The sequence below is a fragment of the Duganella sp. Root336D2 genome (genome assembly GCF_001425005.1).
Taxonomy (GTDB): domain Bacteria; phylum Pseudomonadota; class Gammaproteobacteria; order Burkholderiales; family Burkholderiaceae_D; genus Rugamonas.
On record NZ_LMDB01000003.1, the window covers coordinates 123055 to 141695 of the forward strand.

Genomic DNA, 18641 nt, shown 5'->3' on the forward strand with positions numbered 1-18641 from the left:
ATATTAGTGTCTCCTCAGTTAGCGCCACGTTTGCATGCCCTTCGACTTCAAAAAAGCACTTCCCAAACCCGGCAACCGCTTTGCGTTGCCCAATCTGTTCGGCTCCGGCGACGCTTACGCGCTGGCGCACGCGGCACTCGAATTGAAGGCACGCGGCCAGATGCTGGCCGTGGTCGTCGCCCAGGCCAGCGACGGCCAGCGCCTGCTGGCGGAGATTGCGTGGTTTGCCAACGGCGGCCTGCGCTGCAACCTGCTGCCCGATTGGGAAACCTTGCCTTACGATGCCTTCTCGCCGCACCAGGACCTGGTATCCGAGCGGCTGGCAACCCTGCATGAGATCCAGACCGGCCAGTGCGACGTCGCCATCATCCCGGCCACGACCGCACTGGTGCGCATGGCGCCGCCCTCCTTCCTGGCCGCCTACACCTTCTTCTTCAAGCAAGGCGAGTCGCTGGACGAGGCCAAGCTCAAGTCGCAACTGACCCTGGCCGGCTACACCCATGTGTCCCAGGTGATGTCGCCCGGCGAATATTCGGTGCGCGGCGGCCTGATCGACCTGTTCCCGATGGGCTCCGCCCTGCCGTACCGCCTGGACCTGTTCGGCGACACGATCGAGACCATCCGCACTTTCGACGCCGACACCCAGCGCTCGCTGTACCCGGTCAGGGAAGTGCGCCTGCTGCCGGGCCGCGAATTCCCGATGGATGAGACCTCGCGCACCGCGTTCCGCAGCCGCTGGCGCGAAACCTTCGAAGGCGACCCATCGCGCTCGGTGGTCTACAAAGACATCAGCAGCGGCATCGCTTCGGCGGGTATCGAGTACTACCTGCCGCTGTTCTTCGACGAAACCGCCACCTTCTTCGACTACCTGCCGCCGGAAGCCAGCGTGGCCATGGTCGGCGACATCGACGCCGCCATCAAACGCTTCTGGGCCGACACCGAGTCGCGCTACAAATTCCTGAAGGCCGACCGCGAACGCCCGATCCTGCCGCCGCAGGACATTTTCCTGGGCGACGAGCAGTTCTTCGTGCTGGCCAAGCCGCACCCGCGCCTCGCCATATCGCGCGACATGTCGCTGCCATCGTCCGAACTGTCGGCGCCGATCCCGAACATCGCGGTGAATCGCCACCTGGACGACCCGCTGACCAACCTGCGCGCCTACCTGATGCAGTCCGGCCGCCGGGTGATGATCTGCGCCGAAAGCAACGGCCGCCGCGAGACCCTGCAGCAGTACTTCGCCGAATTCGACCTGTCGCCGGCACTGATCGAAGGCTTCGACGGCTTCCTGGCCAGCGACGCCAAGTTCACGCTGGGCGTCTCGCCGCTGCACGCCGGCTTCGAACTGGATGAGGGCATAGCCTTCATCACCGAGACCGAACTGTATGCCGGCAGCGGCCGCCGCGCCGGCCGCAAAAAACAGGAAGCGGTCACGCAAGTCGAATCGATGGTGCGCGACCTGTCCGAGCTCAAGATCGGCGACCCTGTGGTGCACATCAACCACGGCATCGGCCGCTATATGGGCCTGGTCAGCATGGACCTGGGCGAAGGCGAAACCGAATTCCTGCACCTGGAATACGCCAAGGAGAGCAAGCTGTATGTGCCGGTGTCGCAGCTGCACGTGATCTCGCGCTACTCCGGCGCCTCGCCGGACGACGCCCCGCTGCACACCCTCGGCTCCGGCCAGTGGGACAAGGCCAAGCGCAAGGCCGCCGAACAGGTACGCGACACCGCCGCCGAACTGCTCAACCTGTACGCCCGCCGCGCCGCCCGCCAGGGCCACTCCTTCGAGTATTCCTCGCACGATTACGAACGCTTCGCCGACAGCTTCGGTTTCGACGAAACGCCGGACCAGGCGGCCGCGATCATGAACGTGATCAAGGACATGACCTCCGGCAAACCGATGGACCGCCTGGTGTGCGGCGACGTTGGTTTCGGCAAGACCGAAGTCGCCCTGCGCGCCGCCTTCATTGCCGTCATGGGCGGCAAGCAGGTCGCCATCCTGGCGCCGACCACCCTGCTGGCCGAGCAGCACGCCCAGACCTTCGCCGACCGCTTCGCCGACTGGCCTGTGCGCCTCGCCGAAATGTCGCGCTTCCGCACCGGCAAGGAAATCGCCAACGCCATCAAAGGCATGCAGGACGGCACGCTCGACATCGTGATCGGCACCCATAAACTGCTGTCGGACGACGTCAAGTTCGACCGCCTCGGCCTGGTCATCATCGATGAAGAGCACCGTTTCGGCGTGCGCCAGAAGGAAGCACTGAAGTCCCTGCGCGCCGAAGTCGACGTACTGACCCTGACAGCCACGCCGATCCCGCGTACCCTCGGCATGGCCCTGGAAGGGCTGCGCGACTTCTCCGTGATCGCCACCGCGCCGCAAAAGCGCCTGGCCATCAAGACCTTCGTGCGCAGCGAGAACGACTCCATCATCCGCGAAGCCGTACTGCGTGAGCTGAAGCGCGGCGGCCAGGTCTACTTCCTGCACAACGAAGTCGAAACGATCCAGAACCGCCTGGCCAAGCTGACCGAAATGCTGCCGGAAGCGCGCATCGCCGTTGCCCACGGCCAGATGCACGAACGCGACCTGGAAAAAGTGATGCGCGACTTCGTGGCGCAGCGCTACAACATCCTGCTGTGCACCACGATTATCGAAACCGGTATCGACGTGCCGACCGCGAACACCATCATCATGCACCGCGCCGACAAGTTCGGCCTGGCCCAGCTGCACCAGTTGCGCGGCCGCGTCGGCCGATCGCACCACCAGGCTTACGCATACCTTCTGGTGACCGACGTGCAAGGCCTGACCAAACAGGCGCAGCGCCGCCTCGACGCCATCCAGCAGATGGAAGAACTGGGCTCCGGCTTCTACCTCGCGATGCACGACCTGGAAATCCGCGGCGCCGGCGAAGTGCTGGGCGAAAACCAGTCCGGCGAAATGCTGGAAGTCGGTTTCCAGCTCTATACCGACATGCTGAACGAAGCCGTGCGCTCGCTGAAGGCCGGCAAAGAACCCGACCTGGCGGCCCCACTGGCCACCACCACCGAAATCAACCTGCATACGCCTGCCCTGCTACCCGCGGACTTCTGCGGCGATGTGCACGAACGCCTGTCGATCTACAAACGCCTGGCCAATTGCGAAACCCAGAACGCAATCGACGACCTGCAAGAGGAGCTGATCGACCGCTTCGGCAAACTGCCCGACCCTGCCAAGGCGCTGGTGGAGACCCACCGCCTGCGCATCGCCGCCAAGACCGTCGGCATCATCAAGATCGATGCCCACTCGGAAGCGGTCAACCTGCAATTCATGCCGCAGCCGCCGATCGACCCGATGCGCATCATCCACCTGATCCAGAACCAGCGCCACATCAAGCTGAACGGACAGGACAAGCTCAAGATCACAGCGAATATGCCTGACCTGGCGGCCCGCGTGAACCAGATCAAGACCGCCATCAAACAACTGACATGAACAACGACATGACCATGAACCTTGTGCTGCAAGGCGTCGGCGAATGCACCGCCCGCCTGCAGCGCATCGCCGCCCTGACCGCACCCAAGAACGTGGTGGCCATATCCGGCAACGCCCTGCGCTGCGAAGGAATCAGCTTCACCCCGGCCCTGCGCCAGACCATCGAAATCGCGGCCCAGGCAGCCCAGCTCGATGCCACCTACATGATGGGCCTGCGCCGACTGGACGAATTCAAGCTGGTAGCGATGGACATGGATTCGACCCTGATCACCATCGAATGCATCGACGAAATCGCCGACATGCAGGGCCTGAAGCCGCAAGTCGCCGAGATCACCGAAGCCGCCATGCGCGGCGAGCTCGATTTCTCCGAAAGCCTGAAACGCCGCGTGGCGCTGCTGGAAGGCCTGGACGCATCCGCCCTGGAACGCGTCTACGAAGAACGCCTGCGCCTGTCGATGGGCGCCGAAGACATGCTGAGAGCCGTACAAGCCGCCGGCCTGAAAACCCTGCTGGTATCGGGCGGCTTCACCTTCTTCACCGAACGCCTGAAAGCCCGCCTTGGCCTCGACTTCACCCGCGCCAACGAACTGGAAATCGTTGACGGCAAACTGACCGGCAAGGTAATCGGCGAGATCGTCGACGCCACCGTCAAGCGCAGCACCGTCGAACACGTATGCGCCGCCATCGGCATCCTGCCCGAGCAAGCGATCGTCATGGGCGACGGCGCCAACGACCTGAAGATGATGAGCATCTCCGGCATGTCGGTCGCCTTCCGCGCGAAACCGGTCGTGCGCGAACAAGCCAACGTCGCCCTCAACTACGTCGGCCTGGACGGCATCCTCAACCTCCTAGCGCATTAAAAGTCGGGGTCAGGTCCGGCAATCGGACATTTTCGGCGATCAGAACAGTTCATCCAGCAGTGAAACTGGAGCTTTCTTCGGTCCAGCTTATGGACACCGTACTGGACCAGGAATCGCTCCTGAAGTGATGCGCCAAACTCGCCGAGGCAATTCCAGGCTATCGCCAGGTCCTGGTAGCGATCAGCAATGTCGACTCGCCCGGCATCGCGTCTTGGCGAATACTGCAATCGGAATCGAGGTTCGGCACTTCAATCGGGACCCCGGCGGGAAAGAAGGATGAGTAAAAACTCGATCTCCGGTTCGCGACGTTGTGTAGAGCCAAGTTGTTGGTCTCTTCGAGCAGCGCCTACCGCTGATGAGGGAATTCCTGCGGTCCTCATATCACATCCCGCTTAATTCGAACTTCGTTGAAAAATAAGGTCGCCAGGCGCGAAGCTATAAAGAGGGCATGCCGGAAGCTCTGACCCAATGTACCCGCAGCGACGCAGGAGTGCCTGCGAACGATCATTTTCCGGGGTAGTCGTGGCCCAGAACTCTGTGACTGCAAAGCCTCGCTCCAGTTCTTCGTGAAGCCATAATAATCCTGTCGCGGCGTGTCCACGGCCCCAATATTGAGGCCCAAAAAGGAACGCAACTTCGGCTAATTGGTGATGTACCGTCGCTTCAAGGCGCCCAAGCATCGACCCGGCTTCGTCGCGCACAAGATAGTTAAGCCAAAGCTCTCCCTTAACATCCTCGCCAGGTCCCGCAATTGCACGCTCCAGTCCGAGCTTGAACTCCGAAAGGCTTGGTGGCTTCTCTTCGATGTGCAGATAGACGGCAGGATGGAGCAGGACTCCGGCCAGCTCGTCGAGATGTGAAGCCAGCAGGTTTTCGAAGTGCAAGTTTAGTGGCATGGACATTGATAGGTCTGGAAACGGACTTGCCTTCATCTGGCCTGCTTAATCGAGCTTCAAGTCGAAGGCTTCCGGCAATCCTTCGCCTGCGCAGCTCCAAAAGCCAAAGACATCATTGCGCTAGCACGCATTTTTCTGATCAAGATTTTGGGCTTGACGGCTAAAGCTCAGGCCACAATGCCGCGTTCGCGCAGAGCAGAGATTTCGGCCGCACTGACGCCCAGCAATGACAAAACGCTGTCAGTGTGCTCGCCCAGCGTCGGCCCTTGCCAACGCACTTCACCTGGCGTCTCCGATAGCTTCGGTACGATACCCGGCATCTTCACGTGCACCCCATCCGGCAGCTCCGTGTCCAGCAACATGTCGCGCGCCTGATAATGCGGGTCTGCGACGATATCCTTGACCGAGTAGATCCGGCCCGCCGGCACCTCGGCGCGCTCCAGCACCGCCAGCACTTCGTCAATGGTATGCGCGGAAGTCCAACCGGCGATTGCGGCGTCGATCAGCTTTTCCTGTGCCGCGCGGCCGTCGTTCTGTGCGAACTGCGGGTCATCCGCCATGTCGGCGCGGCCGATTGCATGCATCAGGCGCTTGTAAATCGGATTGCTATTGCCTGCAATGACCACATAAGAGCCATCGCGCGTCGGATAGGTGTTGGAAGGAGCAATGCCCGGCAGCGCACCGCCGCTACGTTCGCGCACATGGCCCAGCAGGTCATACTCCGGCACCAGCGATTCCATCAGGTTGAACACGCTCTCGACCAGCGACACATCAACCACCTGGCCATCGCCATGGCCCATCTTCACACGCAACACCGACATCAGCGCGCCCATCACAGCATGCAAGGAGGCCAGCGAATCGCCAAGGCTCACGCCAACGCGTGCCGGCACGCCGCCCGCCTCACCCGTGGTGTAGCGAATCCCGCCCATTGCCTCGCCAATCGCGCCGAAGCCCGGACGGTCTTTATACGGGCCGGTCTGGCCGTAGCCGGAAATACGCACCATGGTCAGCCTGGGATTCAAGGCGTGCAGCAAGTCCCAGCCCAGGCCCAGCTTCTCCAGCGCGCCCGGCTTCATATTCTCGATCAGCACATCGGCATCCGCGCACAGCTGCTTGACCAGGTCGATGCCCTCCGGCGCCTTCAGGTTGATGGAGATGGACTTCTTGTTACGCGACTGCAGGTACCACCAGAGCGAGGTCCCCTTGTGCAGCTTGCGCCATTTGCGGATCGGGTCGCCCTCGCCCGGCGCTTCAACCTTGATGACTTCCGCCCCGAACTCCGCCATCAGCCGCGCTGCGAACGGCGCAGCGATCAGCGTCCCGATTTCGATAACTTTAATTCCCTGCAGCGGACCCGCCATTTCGCACACTCCTCTTGCAATTACATTATCATTAGCGCCAAACCAATCATTCTAACCGGAGGCGAAAAATGCTGTACAAGGGAAGCTGCCATTGCGGCAATGTGAAGTTTGAAGCAGAAGGCAATATCGAAGGCCTGGTAGCCTGCAACTGTTCCATCTGCCAGCGCAAGGGCGCGTTGATGTGGTTCATACCGCGCACCAGCCTGAAATTGCTGACGCCGGAAGAAGACCAGGCAACCTATGTTTTCAACAAGCACGTCATCAAGCACCGCTTCTGCCCGAAGTGCGGCATCCACACCTATGGCGAGGGAATTGCCCCTGGCGGCGGACTTATGGCAGCAGTCAATGCCAACGTGCTGGAAGACATTGAACTGGGCGCTTACCCTGTCACGCATTACGACGGACGCAAACTGTAAGGAACCAATATGGCACAAGAACTCGTGTTCGACGAACAGACCCGCTCCGCCAAGGACTGGGCGTTCTGGCTGTACCTCGGCCACGGCCTGAGCGTATTCTTCACGCTCGGCGCCGCGTCCTTTATTCCCCTGATCCTGAATTACATCAAACGCGATGACAGCGCCGGTACCTTCGTCCACAGCCACCATGGATGGATGATCCGCTCGTTCTGGTGGTACCTGGTGTGGATGGCCATTGGCTGGCTGCTGTTCATCACCATTTTCGGCATGCTGTTCGCCCTGATGGTCTGGGGCGGCGCATGGCTGTGGAAAATCTACCGCCTGATTCGCGGCATCTCTGCCCTCAATAACAACGCCCCGGTCGGCAATTAATTCATAACGTGCGCAGGAAGGCCACCAGGTCGGCCTTTTCTGCCGCAGTCAGTTTCGTCTCGAGGATCAGGTTGAAGAATTCGACCGTATCCTCGAGCGTCAGCAACCGCCCGTCATGCAGGTAAGGCGGCGATTCCTTGATGCCCCTTAGCGGGAAAGTCTTGATCGGGCCATCGCCCACCATCATTGCGCCCTTCGCTTCATGCTGTTTGAAGAATCGCTCCGTGTGCAAGTTATGCATCATGTTGTCGCTGAAATGCGGCGGTGTGTGGCACGTCACGCACTGGGCCTTGCCGAAAAAGAGCGCCTGGCCGCGCAACTCTTGTTCATTGGCCTTGCGCGGATCGAGCTTGCCGGTGACGCCCAGTTTTGGCGCGGGCGGGAAGTCGAGCAGTTCCTGGAATTCGGCCATGAAGTGCACCTGGCTGCCCCGTTCCAATACGTTGACGCCCTTCTTGGTCGCGATCACCGGGTCGCCGTCAAAATACGCCGCACGCTGTTCGAACTCCGTGAAATCCTCCACCGATTTCAGCGCGCGCTGCGAACCGAACAGCCGCTGCAGGTTGACACCACGCAGAGATGGGGTATCAATGCGGTGGCGGAATGCCTGCGGCCGCGCATCGCCTGCCAGGTGGGTTGAAGCGTTGGTGTGTCCATTCGCGTGGCAGTCAAAGCAGGTGACGCCGCGGCTTGGCCGTTCCGAGCGGCGGTCTTCGGACTGGTTGAATTGTTGCTGCGGAAATGGCGTCAGCAGCAGGCGCAAGCCCTCAAGCTGCTTGGGATTCAGGATGCCGTTGAACATCTGGTGGAAGTTATCGATGGTCAGCAGCTTGCCCTTCGAGACGTCGCCCAGGTCCGGGCGCGTGGTCAGGAACATCGGGGCGGGAAATTCCGGCAGCAGGTGATCGGGGAAGTCGAACGCCAGGTCGAAGCGATTGAGGTCGCGCTGTTCCTGCTTCTTGATTTCGTCAATGTGGAACTGCGGGAACAGCATGCCGCCTTCCGGATGATTCGGATGCGGCAACGGCAGGAAGCCCTGCGGATACAGGCTTTTCTCGCGGATTTCGTCCGGGCTCATGGCGCCCAGTTTGTCCCAGGTGGCACCGCGCGGCAGTTTGACCCGGATGCCCTCCTGGACCGGTTTGCCGCGGAACATGGTGACCCCGTTCGCAGGCCGGTTCGACAAGTCATAGCGGGTTTCAAGGAAAGCCGCCTGCTCACGCAGCAAGCCCGCCCGCGCCGCCTTCATCCGCTCAAATGTGGTCTGAAAATCTTCCTTCGCCACCACGGGCATATAGCTGGATGGTGGTGCCGCGGAAATCAAACAAGTAGCGCCACACAGCACGGCGCCTGCTGCAATCTTAAGAATTTGCATGACGGTCTCCCCTCGCTTGATGTCCGACCAATTTAAGCAAGTAGGGAGACTCGATCAATACGCGCACGCCATTGTATTGATCTATCGCATAGATAGCTAACTAGCGGTTCGCGAGGAACGCTGCGACCTTGCGCACCTCTTCGACCAGTGATGGTGAATTTTCATGAGTCCAGCTATCGTCGCACCAGTCGCAGTTGTTCCACAGATCTCCCATCCAGCCTACTGCAATATCAGGCAAATTTTCAGGCTTTTGTCTTACCCGAAAGGTCGCCATAGAAATCCCAGATGTCAGGATGTGCCTCGCCGAGCTCATCGTTTGCAAGTTCCGCGACTACCGGGAGCTCGCCCAAGTCTCCCACGTCACACCAGAACTCGACAGCAATTCGATTCAGCTCCTGGCGCCAATCGACCATACTCACAGCTTTGCCAAGGCGCCCTCGATGTCCGCGATCAGGTCGTCGGGATCTTCGAGGCCGATGTTGAAGCGGACCAGGGTGCCCTTCTCTTTCCAGCTCTTGCGCATGGCCTGGATGCGGTAGGGAATGCACAGGCTGTGCGCGCCGCCCCAGCTATAGCCGATGCCGAACAGTTCGAGCGAGTCCACGAAGCGGTCGGTCTGCGCTTCGGTGAACTTTTCGTCGAACAGGACCGAGAACAGGCCGCCGGCGCCGGTGAAGTCACGCTTCCAGTTTTCGTGGCCGGGGCAGTCTTCGAATGCCGGGTGCAGCACTTTGCGGATCTCGGGACGGGCCTTCAGCCAGCTTGCCACTTTGCGCGCGGATGCGTCGTGGGTTTCGAAGCGAATCTTGAGTGTGGGCAGGTTGCGCAGCACGAGGTAGGTATCGTCGGCGCTGACGCCCATGCCCAGCCGCATGTGGGCCATGCTGAGGCGTTCATGCAGCAGTGGATCGCGGGTGACCAGGGCCCCCATCAGCACGTCGGAGCCGCCGGACTGGTATTTGGTCAGCGCCTGCATCACGATATCGACGCCAAGGTCGAAGCCGCGCAGCGCCAGGCCGGCGGACCAGGTGTTGTCGAGTGCGACCAGCACGCCCTTTTGCTTCGCGGCGTCGCAGATCGCGCGCAGGTCCGGCACTTCCATCGAAACCGAGCCGGGAGCCTCAGTCCAGATCAGTTTTGTGCTGGGCTGGATCAGCTCTGTGATGCCGGCGCCGATCATCGGGTCGTACAGCCGAGCTGTGATGCCGAAGTCGTTCGACATCCATTTGGCGAGGTCGCGGTTGGGGCTGTAGACGTTGTCGGGCAAGAGGACGTCGTCGCCGGATTTCAGCAGCCCGAAATTGCACATGGCGATGGCTGCCAGGCCGCTGGGGGCCAGCAGGCAGTGCGTGCCGCCTTCGATTTCGGCAAGGCGGGCCTCCAGCGTGAACGTGGTAGGAGTGCCGTGCAGGCCGTAGGTATAGGCGTTCTTTTCTTTCCAGTCGCCAGAGCGCATGGCGGCGACGTTCTTGAACAGGACGGTGGACGCGTGGTGGATGGCGCTGGGGAAAGCGGCGAAGCCTTCGGGCGGCACGTAGTCCGTGTGGATGATTTGGGTTTGGAGGTGCTTTTTGGTCATGGGACCTATTCTAACCAAAACCGAATCGAATTCCGCGGCCGCTGAACAGACAGGGTCTGACCCTATGGGTCAGACCCTGGTTTACCGGTTTTACTGCGCCTCGCCCCACAGGTCGTGCGCATCGGCAGTGGTGATCTCAACATCAAAGAACTGCCCAACCGCCAGCTTCTTCTTCGGATCGAACGGACGCTTGACGTGCACCACGCCATCAATTTCCGGCGCATCCGCAGCCGAGCGGCCAATCGCGCCGCTAGGCGTCAGTTCATCGATCAGCACTTTCACCGTCGTGCCAACCTTGGCCTTCAAGCGATTGCGCGAAATCTCTTCCTGCAGCAGCATCACACGGCCACGGCGCTCTTCGCGCACTTCTTCCGGCACCGGGTTGGCCAGTTCGTTGGCGGTGGCACCTTCCACTGGCGAGTATGCGAAGCAACCCAGGCGGTCAATCTGCGCTTCCTTCAGGAAGTCCAGGAGGTACTCGAATTCGGCCTCAGTCTCGCCTGGGAAGCCAGCGATAAAGGTTGAACGGATCGTCAGGCCCGGATTCATTTCGCGCCATTTCAGGATGCGCTCGAGGTTCTTCTCGCCGGAGGCCGGGCGCTTCATGCGCTTCAGCACATCCGGATGCGCGTGCTGCATCGGAATGTCCAGGTAAGGCAGAATATGGCCGTCGCCCATCATCGGGATGATCTCATCCACGTGCGGGTAAGGATAGACATAGTGCATACGCACCCACGCGCCATACTGCTTGGCCAACTCGGCCAGGGACTGGGTCAGCTGGGTCAGGTGGGTCTTCACCGGACGTCCATTCCAGAAGCCGGAACGGAACTTCACGTCCACGCCGTAAGCGGAAGTATCCTGCGAAATCACCAGCAGTTCCTTCACGCCGGCCTTGAACAGGTTCTCCGCTTCCAGCATCAATTCAGCGATCGGGCGCGATACCAGGTCGCCGCGCATCGAAGGGATGATGCAGAACGAGCAGCGGTGGTTACAACCTTCGGAAATCTTCAGGTAAGCATAATGCTTCGGGGTCAGCTTGATGCCCTGTGGCGGCAGCAGGTCGATAAACGGCTCGTGCGGCTTCGGCAGGTGGGTGTGCACCTGGGCCATCACCTCGCCCACAGCGTGCGGACCGGTTACGGCCAGCACCTTCGGGTGGACCTTCTGGATGATGTCGTCACCGTCTTTATCTTTTTTGGCGCCCAGGCAGCCGGTCACGATGACCTTGCCATTTTCGGCCAGCGCTTCGCCGATGGCGTCCAGCGATTCCTGCACCGCAGCATCGATGAAGCCGCAGGTGTTCACGATCACGAGGTCGGCGCCGTCGTAGGACTTGGCGGTTTCGTAGCCTTCAGCGCGAAGCTGGGTCAGGATCTGTTCGGAGTCGACCAGCGCTTTCGGGCAGCCGAGGGAGACAAAACCTACTTTTGGGGCTGGAGTGCCGTCGGCGGGAGTGAGGCGAATGATTTGCTTGGATTGCATGGCAGAGAGCTGATGATTCAGGGCAATCCACCATTATATCAAAAAATAGGGGCATATCCCATTTTCCGCACAGCGGAAAAATCGGGAATGCCCCTATTTTTTTGACTTACTTTTTATCGGCCGGAGGCGGCGCGAACGGGAAGGTGCCGAAGATATTCTTGCTCTGGTTCTGCATTTGCTCCTGCATTTGCACAAACAGGCTCTTCGACTGGTCGATGTAGTTATTCATCATGCCCTGCATGATAGGCGCTTGCACGTTCATAAACTGGGTCCACATTTCGGGGCTAAAGGAATTGCCATCGAACGTCGCGGCGCCCTGCGTGAATTTGCGCTGGATATCAGTAAATGCCTGGATATTCTTTTCCAGGTAAGAGCCCATCATGCCCTGCATTGCATGACCGTAGAAGCGGATGATTTGTGCCAGTACGTCGGTCGAGAACATCGGAACGCCACTCGCTTCCTCTTCCAGGATGATCTGGAGCAGGATGCTGCGAGTCAGGTCTTCATTTGACTTGGCGTCAACGACGGTGAATTCCTCGGCATCGAGCACGAGTTGCTTCACATCCGTCAGGGTAATGTAGGAACTGGTCTGGGTATCGTAAAGACGGCGATTTGGGTATTTCTTAATCAAACGTTCAGTACTTTTCTTTGCACTACTCATCGCTGTGTCCCGTTGATAATATTTTCAAGCCCATTATAGGGCGAAAAAAAAGCTTTTGGCACGACAATATTGCATTGCAACTTAACGTTGCCGAGGTTCAATCTGCCTTTGCCTTTACATAACGCCCAGGTGCTGGCTCGATCGGTTCATAACTGGCGCTGCCCAGTTTGCTGCGCGCCTTCACGTCCTTGCCGCCATTCGCCGCCAGGAACTCCGCCCATTCACCCCACCAGCTTCCCGGATGTTCGGCCGCACCATTGAACCACTCATCGTGCGAGGCCGGGCGGGCATCATTGGTCCAGTAACTGCGCTTTTTCTTCGCGGCCGGATTAATCACGCCGGCAATGTGGCCGGAGGCGCCCAGGATGAACTTGTTCAGTTCCGGATTCTTGTTGTTCAGCAGCTTGGTCGACTGGTAGGCCGAATTCCACGGCACGATATGGTCTTCACGCGAAGCATAGATAAAGGCCGGCGCCTGGATCTTCGACAGGTCGACTTTTTCGCCGGCCACGGTCAGCTTGCCCGGTACTTTCAGGCTGTTTTCCAGATAGGTGTTGCGCAAGTACCAGCAGAACATCGGGCCTGGCAGGTTGGTCGAGTCGGAATTCCAGTACAGCAGGTCGAACGGCGGCGGCTCGTTGCCCTTCAGGTAGTTCGACTGCACATAGTTCCACACCAGGTCGTTCGGGCGCAGGCTGGAGAATGTGCTTGCCAGGTCGCGTCCCGGCATCAGTCCGCCGGATTTCAGGGTCTGCTCACGCAACTGCACCTGTGGCTCGTCCACGAACACGTTCAGCACGCCGGTATCGCTGAAGTCCAGGAAAGTGGTCAGCAGCGTGATGCCGGCCGCCGGCTGTTCGCCGCGCGCCGCCAGCACCGCCAGCGCTGTTGACACCAAGGTACCCCCGACGCAGAAACCCAGCACGTTCAGCTTGTCCTGCCTGGTAATTTCACGGGCGATGCTGATGGCGTTGATCACGCCCTTCTCGATGTAATCGTCCCAGGTGGTGCCGGCCAGCGACTGGTCAGGATTGCGCCAGGAGACCAGGAACACGGTGTTGCCCTGCTCCACCGCGTAGCGCACCAGCGAGTTCTCGGGCTGCAGGTCGAGAATGTAGTACTTGTTGATGCAAGGCGGCACCATCAGCAGCGGGCGCTCGTGCACGGTCTTGGTCAGCGGGGTGTACTGGATCAGCTGGAACAGCTCGTTCTCGTACACCACCTGGCCCTCGGTAGTGGCCAGGTTGCGGCCCACTTCGAACGCCTTTTCGTCGGACAGGGAAATATGGCCCTTCTGGATATCGCCCAGCAGGTTGGCCAGGCCCTTGGTCAGGCTTTCACCCTTGGTTTCGATCAGTTTCTGGTGCGCTTCCGGGTTCGTAGCCAGGAAGTTGGCGGGCGACATCGCGTCGACCAGTTGCTGCACGGCGAAGCGGATCTTCTGTTTCTGGTGGGGGCTCGCGTCAACGGCTTCCGCCATTTGCATGAGGAATTTGCTGTTTAACAGGTATGATGCCGCATTGAACGCGGACACCGGGTTGCCCTGCCAGGCTTCGGACGAAAAGCGCCGATCCTTCAAGGAAGGCGCTTTACCGGTGGTCAGGAACTCCTGCCACAGCGCACCGAACTCGCCCATGTATTGGTTTTGCAGCTGCTCCATCGCTTCAGGGCGCACGGTGGCGCCGGCATCGCGCAGCAGCGCGGCGCCAGGGACAGCATCCATCTCCGGCATCATCTTGAACCAGGATTGCCATTGGTTTGGATCGCTGATTTGCGCCATCCATGCGTTTGCGAAGGCTTGCGGGTCGGGCATGTTCATTTTTGAGTCCATTCAGAATTTAAAAAGACTACTTATGTTGATTGTTGCTGTTGCCTGGCTCTACGTCACCATCCTGATGGCGTTCACGGAACCAACCGTGGTCGCCGGGATCATGACTTTCCTGCTGTACGGCGTGTTGCCATTAGGAATACTATTTTATCTAACTGGCGGCAAACGCCGCAAACGCAAACGGGCAGCCGAAGCCGCCCGTCGTGATGATCCGCCTACTCCTTGATCCAGATCAAAGTCGCCTGTCTTCCGGTGACCTTGTCCCTGCGGTAGGAATAGAAGCGGCTGGCGTCGGTAACCGTGCATAAACCGCCGCCAGACACCGCCGTCACCCCCACCCTGCGCAGCGCAAGCCGCGCCAGCGCATAAATGTCCGCCAGGTACTTGCCCGGGATTCCCGGTCTTGCGACGAAGGCGGCGCGTACTGCCGCTTCCTCCACAGCCGCGCCATCGGCGCTGGCCAGGAAGGCCGACAGGACGTCTTCACCGACCTCGAATTCCTGCGGGCCGATCGCCGGGCCAAGCCAGGCGATGATCTCGCCCTCGCCTGCCTCGGCACGCATGGCTTCCACCGTCGCCTCCAGGATGCCGCCGGCAAGGCTGCGCCAGCCAGCGTGGGCTGCGCCGACCACGCTGCCGGCGCGGTTCGCCAGCAGGACCGGCAGGCAATCCGCCGTCTGGATGGCACACACGGCTCCCGGCATGGCAGCAAAGCTGGCATCCGCCTCCGGCACTTCGCCCCGCCCATGACGGTCGGCGCGGACCACGGCAGTACCGTGGACCTGCGACAGCCAGGCCGGCTCGCTCGGCAAGCGTCCGCGCAGGATGGCCCGGTTAAATGCCACATTCGATGGATCGTCGCCGACGTGGACGCCGAGGTTCAAGCCGCCGCCCGTGGTGGGGATGGCCTGCGGCCCCGGTCCGTACGGCTCCGGGCTCACGCCACCGCGCCGCGTGGTACAGACAAAACCGATATTGGCGGGGGCGTCGGGCCAGTCAGGCACCAGCCATTGGGCCCCTTGGAAAGATTGCTGCATTTATTCGTCGTCGAATTCGTCGTCGTAGATGTCGTAGTCTTCGTATTCGCCGTGCTCGGAGGCGGCAGCCGACAGGACCGATTCATCCGGCTCCTCGATGGCCGCGCGCTCCATCAGCTCCTTGAAGTCATCCGCCAGCGGCACCAGCCACTCCACCGGCTCGCCGGTCACCGGATGCACCAGGCCGAGGCGGCGCGCCTGCAGCGCCTGGCGCGGGAACACGCCGGCCATGTGCTGCTTGCCGTAGACCTGGTCGCCGATCAGCGAGAAACCCAGGTGCGCCATGTGGACGCGGATCTGGTGGGTGCGGCCCGTCTCCAGGCGGCACTGCACCAGCGATACCGGACGGCCGTCCAGCACGCCTTCAGCCAGGCGCTGGTAATGCGTAATCGCAGGCTTGGAGCCCATACTGGTCGATACCGCCATCTTGACGCGATCCTTCTGGTCGCGGCCCATGGACGCATCGATGGTGCCGCTCATGCGCGGCGTGCCCCATACGATGCACCAGTACACGCGTTTCACGGTACGCGCCTGCAGCTGGCGCACCAGGTCGGTCTGGGTCGGCAAGTCCTTGCCCACCACCATCAAGCCGCTGGTATCTTTGTCCAGGCGGTGCACGATGCCGGCGCGCGGCACGCCACCCAGCTGCGGCCAGCGATGCAGCAAGCCGTTCAGCATGGTGCCGGACCAGTTGCCGGCGCCCGGGTGAACCACCAGGCCTGCCGGTTTATTGATCACCAGCAGGTTGTCGTCCTCGAAAACCACGTCCAGCGGCACGTCTTCAGGCGCGAATGCCACGTCTTCCGGTGCCGGCTGCGGAATGACCAGGATTTTTTCGTCGCCATAGACGGTGGCGCGGACTTTGGCCGGCTTGCCATCGACAGTAACATGGCCTTCTTCAATCCAGGATTGCAGGCGGCCGCGCGAAAACTGCGGCACCAGGCGGGCCACAACCTTGTCCAGGCGCTCGCCGCAGTCGGACTTGCTCAGTTCGAGCTCGATCGGCGCGAGGGGATCGGCCGTTAAATCACCTTCAAAATCGGCGTCAAAATCATTATCAGGCACTTGTTCTGCCGAATTCATCTCAGGTTTCAATATCACAGCATTCCCATCGGCTATAATCAGCCAAGTTTAGTATTTTGGTTAACGATTCCTTGCACATCAACATGCAAAAAAAATTATCAGTAGTTGCAGCAACAGTCGTACTGTTTAGTTTGTCAGCTTGTGGCCTGTTACCAGAACGTGCAGACGAGACTCGAGGCTGGTCCGCAACGAAATTATACTCGGAGGCCAAGGAAGAACAGGCCAGCGGCAACTATGAACGTTCCGTTCAGCTGTTCGAACGCCTCGAATCCAGCTATCCGTTCGGCACTTATGCGCAACAGGCGCAGATGGAAATCGCCTATTCCCACTACAAGTCGCAAGACCAGGCACAGGCGCTGGCCGCAGTGGAGCGCTTTATCAAGCTGCACCCGAACCACCCGAACGTTGACTACATGTACTACCTGCGTGGCCTGGTGAACTTCAACGATTCGATCGGTTTGCTGAACTTCCTGTACGAACAGGATCCGGCAGAACGCGACCCGAAAGCAACCCGCGAAGCGTTCGCCGCCTTCAAGGCACTGGTCGAAAAGTTTCCTGAAAGCAAATACGCGCCGGATTCGATTGATCGCATGAAGTACCTGATCAATGCGATGGCGAAGTATGAAGTGTACGTGGCGCGTTACTACTACCGCCGCGGCGCCTACCTGGCAGCAATCAACCGCGCCCAGGGCGTACTGACCGATTACGCGGATTCGCCGTCGATCGAAGAAGCACTGGCCATCATGTATCGCGGCTACGACAAGATGGGCAACTTCACCCTGCGCGATGATACCAAGCGCGTCTTCGACAAGAATTTCCCTGACAGCAAGATGCTGGCGGAGGACGGTTTCAAGAAGAAGGCCTGGTACAACATCTGGTAAGACCGGCAATCCGGTGCCTGGCCCACAGGGCCCGGCACCGGGCTGTCGTCAGGCCGCGATCTTGCGGCGGAATACCCAGGTAGTATCGTTCGAGGCGTCAGCTTCGAATTTGTAGCCATCCACATCGAACTTCTTCAGCTTGGCCGGGTCGGTGATGTTGTTTACCGCCGCATACCGCGCCAGCATGCCGCGCGCGCGTTTGGCGAAGAAGGAAATAATCTTGTACTTGCCGCCCTTCCAGTCCTCGAACACTGGCGTGATGACCGGCATTGCCAGCTTCTTCGGTTTGACCGACTTGAAATACTCGTCCGAAGCCAGGTTTACCAGCACCGGCGAACCCTCTTTGTTCAGCGCCTCGGTAATCATGTCGCCCCAGAATTCGTAAAGATTCTTGCCGCGCGGGTTTTGCAGGCGGGTGCCCATTTCCAGCCGGTGCGCGTGGATCAGGTCCAGCGGCTTCAGCATGCCGTACAGGCCGGACAGGATACGGATGCGCGACTGGGTGTAATCAAGCTGCCTGGCCGACATCGCGCGCGCATTGAGACCATCGTAGACGTCGCCGTTGAAGGTCATGACCGCCTGGCGTGCCTCGCTGGTATCCTTGGTCCAGCTTGCGTAGCGCGCCACGTTCAGCGCCGATAAGGCATCGGAGAGGTCCATCAGCTCACCCAGCTGGTTGGGCGAAAAATCGCGCAGGCGTTCGATCAGCTGCTCCGAATGATCGAGGAACGCAGGCTGCGTTGCGAGTTTGGTGGTTGGCGGGGTTTCCAGGTCAAGACTTTTTGCAGGCGACAGCACAATCAGCATAAGATTCAAAATCCAAAACGAAAAACCCCGACATGATACCTGTTCCACCACAAGTTGCACCGAAGCGCATCGTTATCGATACCAATGTCTGCCTCGACCTGTTCGTTTTCCAGGACCCGCGCTGGGCATCGCTGCTGGCGGCGATTGAAAGCGGCGCGGTCGAAGCGATCACGCGTGCCGACTGCCGCGCCGAATACCTGTTCGTCCTGAACTACCCTCACCTGCCGCTCGATGAAAGTACGCGTCCCGCCAGTGCGGCCCGCTTCGACCAATACATCAAGGTGGTGCAGCCGCCGGAATCCGGCGCACGGCTGCCGGTTTGCACCGACCGCGACGACCAGAAGTTCCTGGAACTGGCGCGCGACGCCCAGGCCGACATCCTGATCACCAAGGACAAGGCCCTGCTCAAGCTGGCCAAGCGGCTGGCGAAAGCCGGCATGTTCAAGGTCATGCTGCCGGAAAAATGGAGCCTGGAGGCTTGACATTCCAGTTTTACCCTCGGGGCAACACTTGTTTTATTTGGCTGCGCTAGAATGG

The 18641-nt window shown here is 60.2% G+C and carries 17 protein-coding genes and 1 pseudogene; 7 read left to right on the plus strand and 11 right to left on the minus strand.

Annotated features, from left to right (window positions below; translation table 11 throughout):
- Nucleotides 1–34: 34 nt before the first annotated feature.
- Nucleotides 35–3466, plus strand: a complete 3432-nt coding sequence (mfd, locus tag ASD07_RS05570) for a transcription-repair coupling factor (RefSeq protein ID WP_055926548.1) — start codon at nt 35–37, stop codon at nt 3464–3466.
- Between the two features lie 14 nt (nt 3467–3480).
- Nucleotides 3481–4326 carry a phosphoserine phosphatase SerB gene (serB, locus tag ASD07_RS05575; protein WP_055926813.1) on the plus strand — a complete coding sequence of 282 codons (846 nt, stop codon included), beginning with the start codon at nt 3481–3483 and terminating at the stop codon, nt 4324–4326.
- Here the strand turns inward: serB and ASD07_RS31610 are convergent.
- The 3 genes and pseudogenes from ASD07_RS31610 to ASD07_RS05585 all read right to left on the minus strand — a co-directional run.
- Nucleotides 4323–4532 (minus strand): annotated as a pseudogene (locus ASD07_RS31610) (hypothetical protein); the annotation flags it as partial. The gene serB and the pseudogene ASD07_RS31610 overlap by 4 nt on opposite strands.
- A 186-nt stretch (nt 4533–4718) precedes the next feature.
- Nucleotides 4719–5258 carry a GNAT family N-acetyltransferase gene (locus tag ASD07_RS29940; RefSeq protein WP_229207064.1) on the minus strand — a complete coding sequence of 180 codons (540 nt, stop codon included), beginning with the start codon at nt 5256–5258 and terminating at the stop codon, nt 4719–4721.
- A 131-nt stretch (nt 5259–5389) separates the two neighbouring features.
- Nucleotides 5390–6583: a CaiB/BaiF CoA-transferase family protein gene (locus tag ASD07_RS05585; RefSeq protein ID WP_055926553.1), complete on the minus strand. Its 1194-nt coding sequence runs from the start codon at nt 6581–6583 to the stop codon at nt 5390–5392.
- Nucleotides 6584–6651: 68 nt separating this feature from the next.
- On the opposite strand from ASD07_RS05585, the gene ASD07_RS05590 reads away from it, so the two are divergent.
- Nucleotides 6652–6999 carry a GFA family protein gene (locus ASD07_RS05590; RefSeq protein WP_055926555.1) on the plus strand — a complete coding sequence of 116 codons (348 nt, stop codon included), beginning with the start codon at nt 6652–6654 and terminating at the stop codon, nt 6997–6999.
- 9 nt (nt 7000–7008) lie between these two features.
- On the plus strand, nt 7009–7371 hold the full coding sequence (locus ASD07_RS05595) for a hypothetical protein (protein WP_055926557.1): 363 nt from the start codon (nt 7009–7011) through the stop codon (nt 7369–7371).
- A gap of 1 nt (nt 7372) precedes the next feature.
- Here the strand turns inward: ASD07_RS05595 and ASD07_RS05600 are convergent, their stop codons facing one another.
- From ASD07_RS05600 to phaC, 5 genes are all read right to left on the minus strand, one after another.
- A complete protein-coding gene (locus ASD07_RS05600; protein ID WP_055926559.1) occupies nt 7373–8746 on the minus strand; it encodes a hypothetical protein in 1374 nt (457 codons plus the stop codon).
- Between the two features lie 415 nt (nt 8747–9161).
- A complete protein-coding gene (locus tag ASD07_RS05605) occupies nt 9162–10325 on the minus strand; it encodes a cystathionine beta-lyase (RefSeq protein WP_055926561.1) in 1164 nt (387 codons plus the stop codon).
- Nucleotides 10326–10415: 90 nt separating this feature from the next.
- On the minus strand, nt 10416–11807 hold the full coding sequence (gene rimO / locus ASD07_RS05610; protein ID WP_055926563.1) for a 30S ribosomal protein S12 methylthiotransferase RimO: 1392 nt from the start codon (nt 11805–11807) through the stop codon (nt 10416–10418).
- Between the two features lie 106 nt (nt 11808–11913).
- Nucleotides 11914–12468, minus strand: coding sequence for a polyhydroxyalkanoate synthesis repressor PhaR (gene phaR / locus ASD07_RS05615; protein WP_055926565.1), 555 nt, complete (start codon nt 12466–12468; stop codon nt 11914–11916).
- A gap of 97 nt (nt 12469–12565) precedes the next feature.
- Complete coding sequence (phaC, locus tag ASD07_RS05620) at nt 12566–14287, minus strand: class I poly(R)-hydroxyalkanoic acid synthase (protein ID WP_055926567.1); 1722 nt, start codon at nt 14285–14287, stop codon at nt 12566–12568.
- On the opposite strand from phaC, the gene ASD07_RS05625 reads away from it, so the two are divergent.
- Nucleotides 14280–14522: a hypothetical protein gene (locus tag ASD07_RS05625; protein ID WP_373922072.1), complete on the plus strand. Its 243-nt coding sequence runs from the start codon at nt 14280–14282 to the stop codon at nt 14520–14522. The genes phaC and ASD07_RS05625 overlap by 8 nt on opposite strands.
- Here ASD07_RS05625 and pgeF read toward each other — a convergent pair.
- Both pgeF and ASD07_RS05635 read right to left on the minus strand, forming a co-directional pair.
- A complete protein-coding gene (pgeF, locus tag ASD07_RS05630) occupies nt 14512–15333 on the minus strand; it encodes a peptidoglycan editing factor PgeF (RefSeq protein ID WP_055926570.1) in 822 nt (273 codons plus the stop codon). The genes ASD07_RS05625 and pgeF overlap by 11 nt on opposite strands.
- On the minus strand, nt 15334–16416 hold the full coding sequence (locus tag ASD07_RS05635; RefSeq protein ID WP_055926573.1) for an RluA family pseudouridine synthase: 1083 nt from the start codon (nt 16414–16416) through the stop codon (nt 15334–15336). It lies immediately after the preceding gene.
- Nucleotides 16417–16499: 83 nt separating this feature from the next.
- Between ASD07_RS05635 and ASD07_RS05640 the strand changes: the two genes are divergently transcribed.
- Nucleotides 16500–17297 carry an outer membrane protein assembly factor BamD gene (locus tag ASD07_RS05640; RefSeq protein WP_055926575.1) on the plus strand — a complete coding sequence of 266 codons (798 nt, stop codon included), beginning with the start codon at nt 16500–16502 and terminating at the stop codon, nt 17295–17297.
- A gap of 48 nt (nt 17298–17345) precedes the next feature.
- Here the strand turns inward: ASD07_RS05640 and yaaA are convergent, their stop codons facing one another.
- Nucleotides 17346–18104, minus strand: a complete 759-nt coding sequence (yaaA, locus tag ASD07_RS05645; RefSeq protein WP_055926576.1) for a peroxide stress protein YaaA — start codon at nt 18102–18104, stop codon at nt 17346–17348.
- Between the two features lie 32 nt (nt 18105–18136).
- On the opposite strand from yaaA, the gene ASD07_RS05650 reads away from it, so the two are divergent.
- Nucleotides 18137–18586 (plus strand): putative toxin-antitoxin system toxin component, PIN family, encoded by a 450-nt coding sequence (locus ASD07_RS05650; RefSeq protein WP_055926578.1) that lies wholly within the window; start codon nt 18137–18139, stop codon nt 18584–18586.
- The last annotated feature ends 55 nt before the right edge of the window (nt 18587–18641 follow it).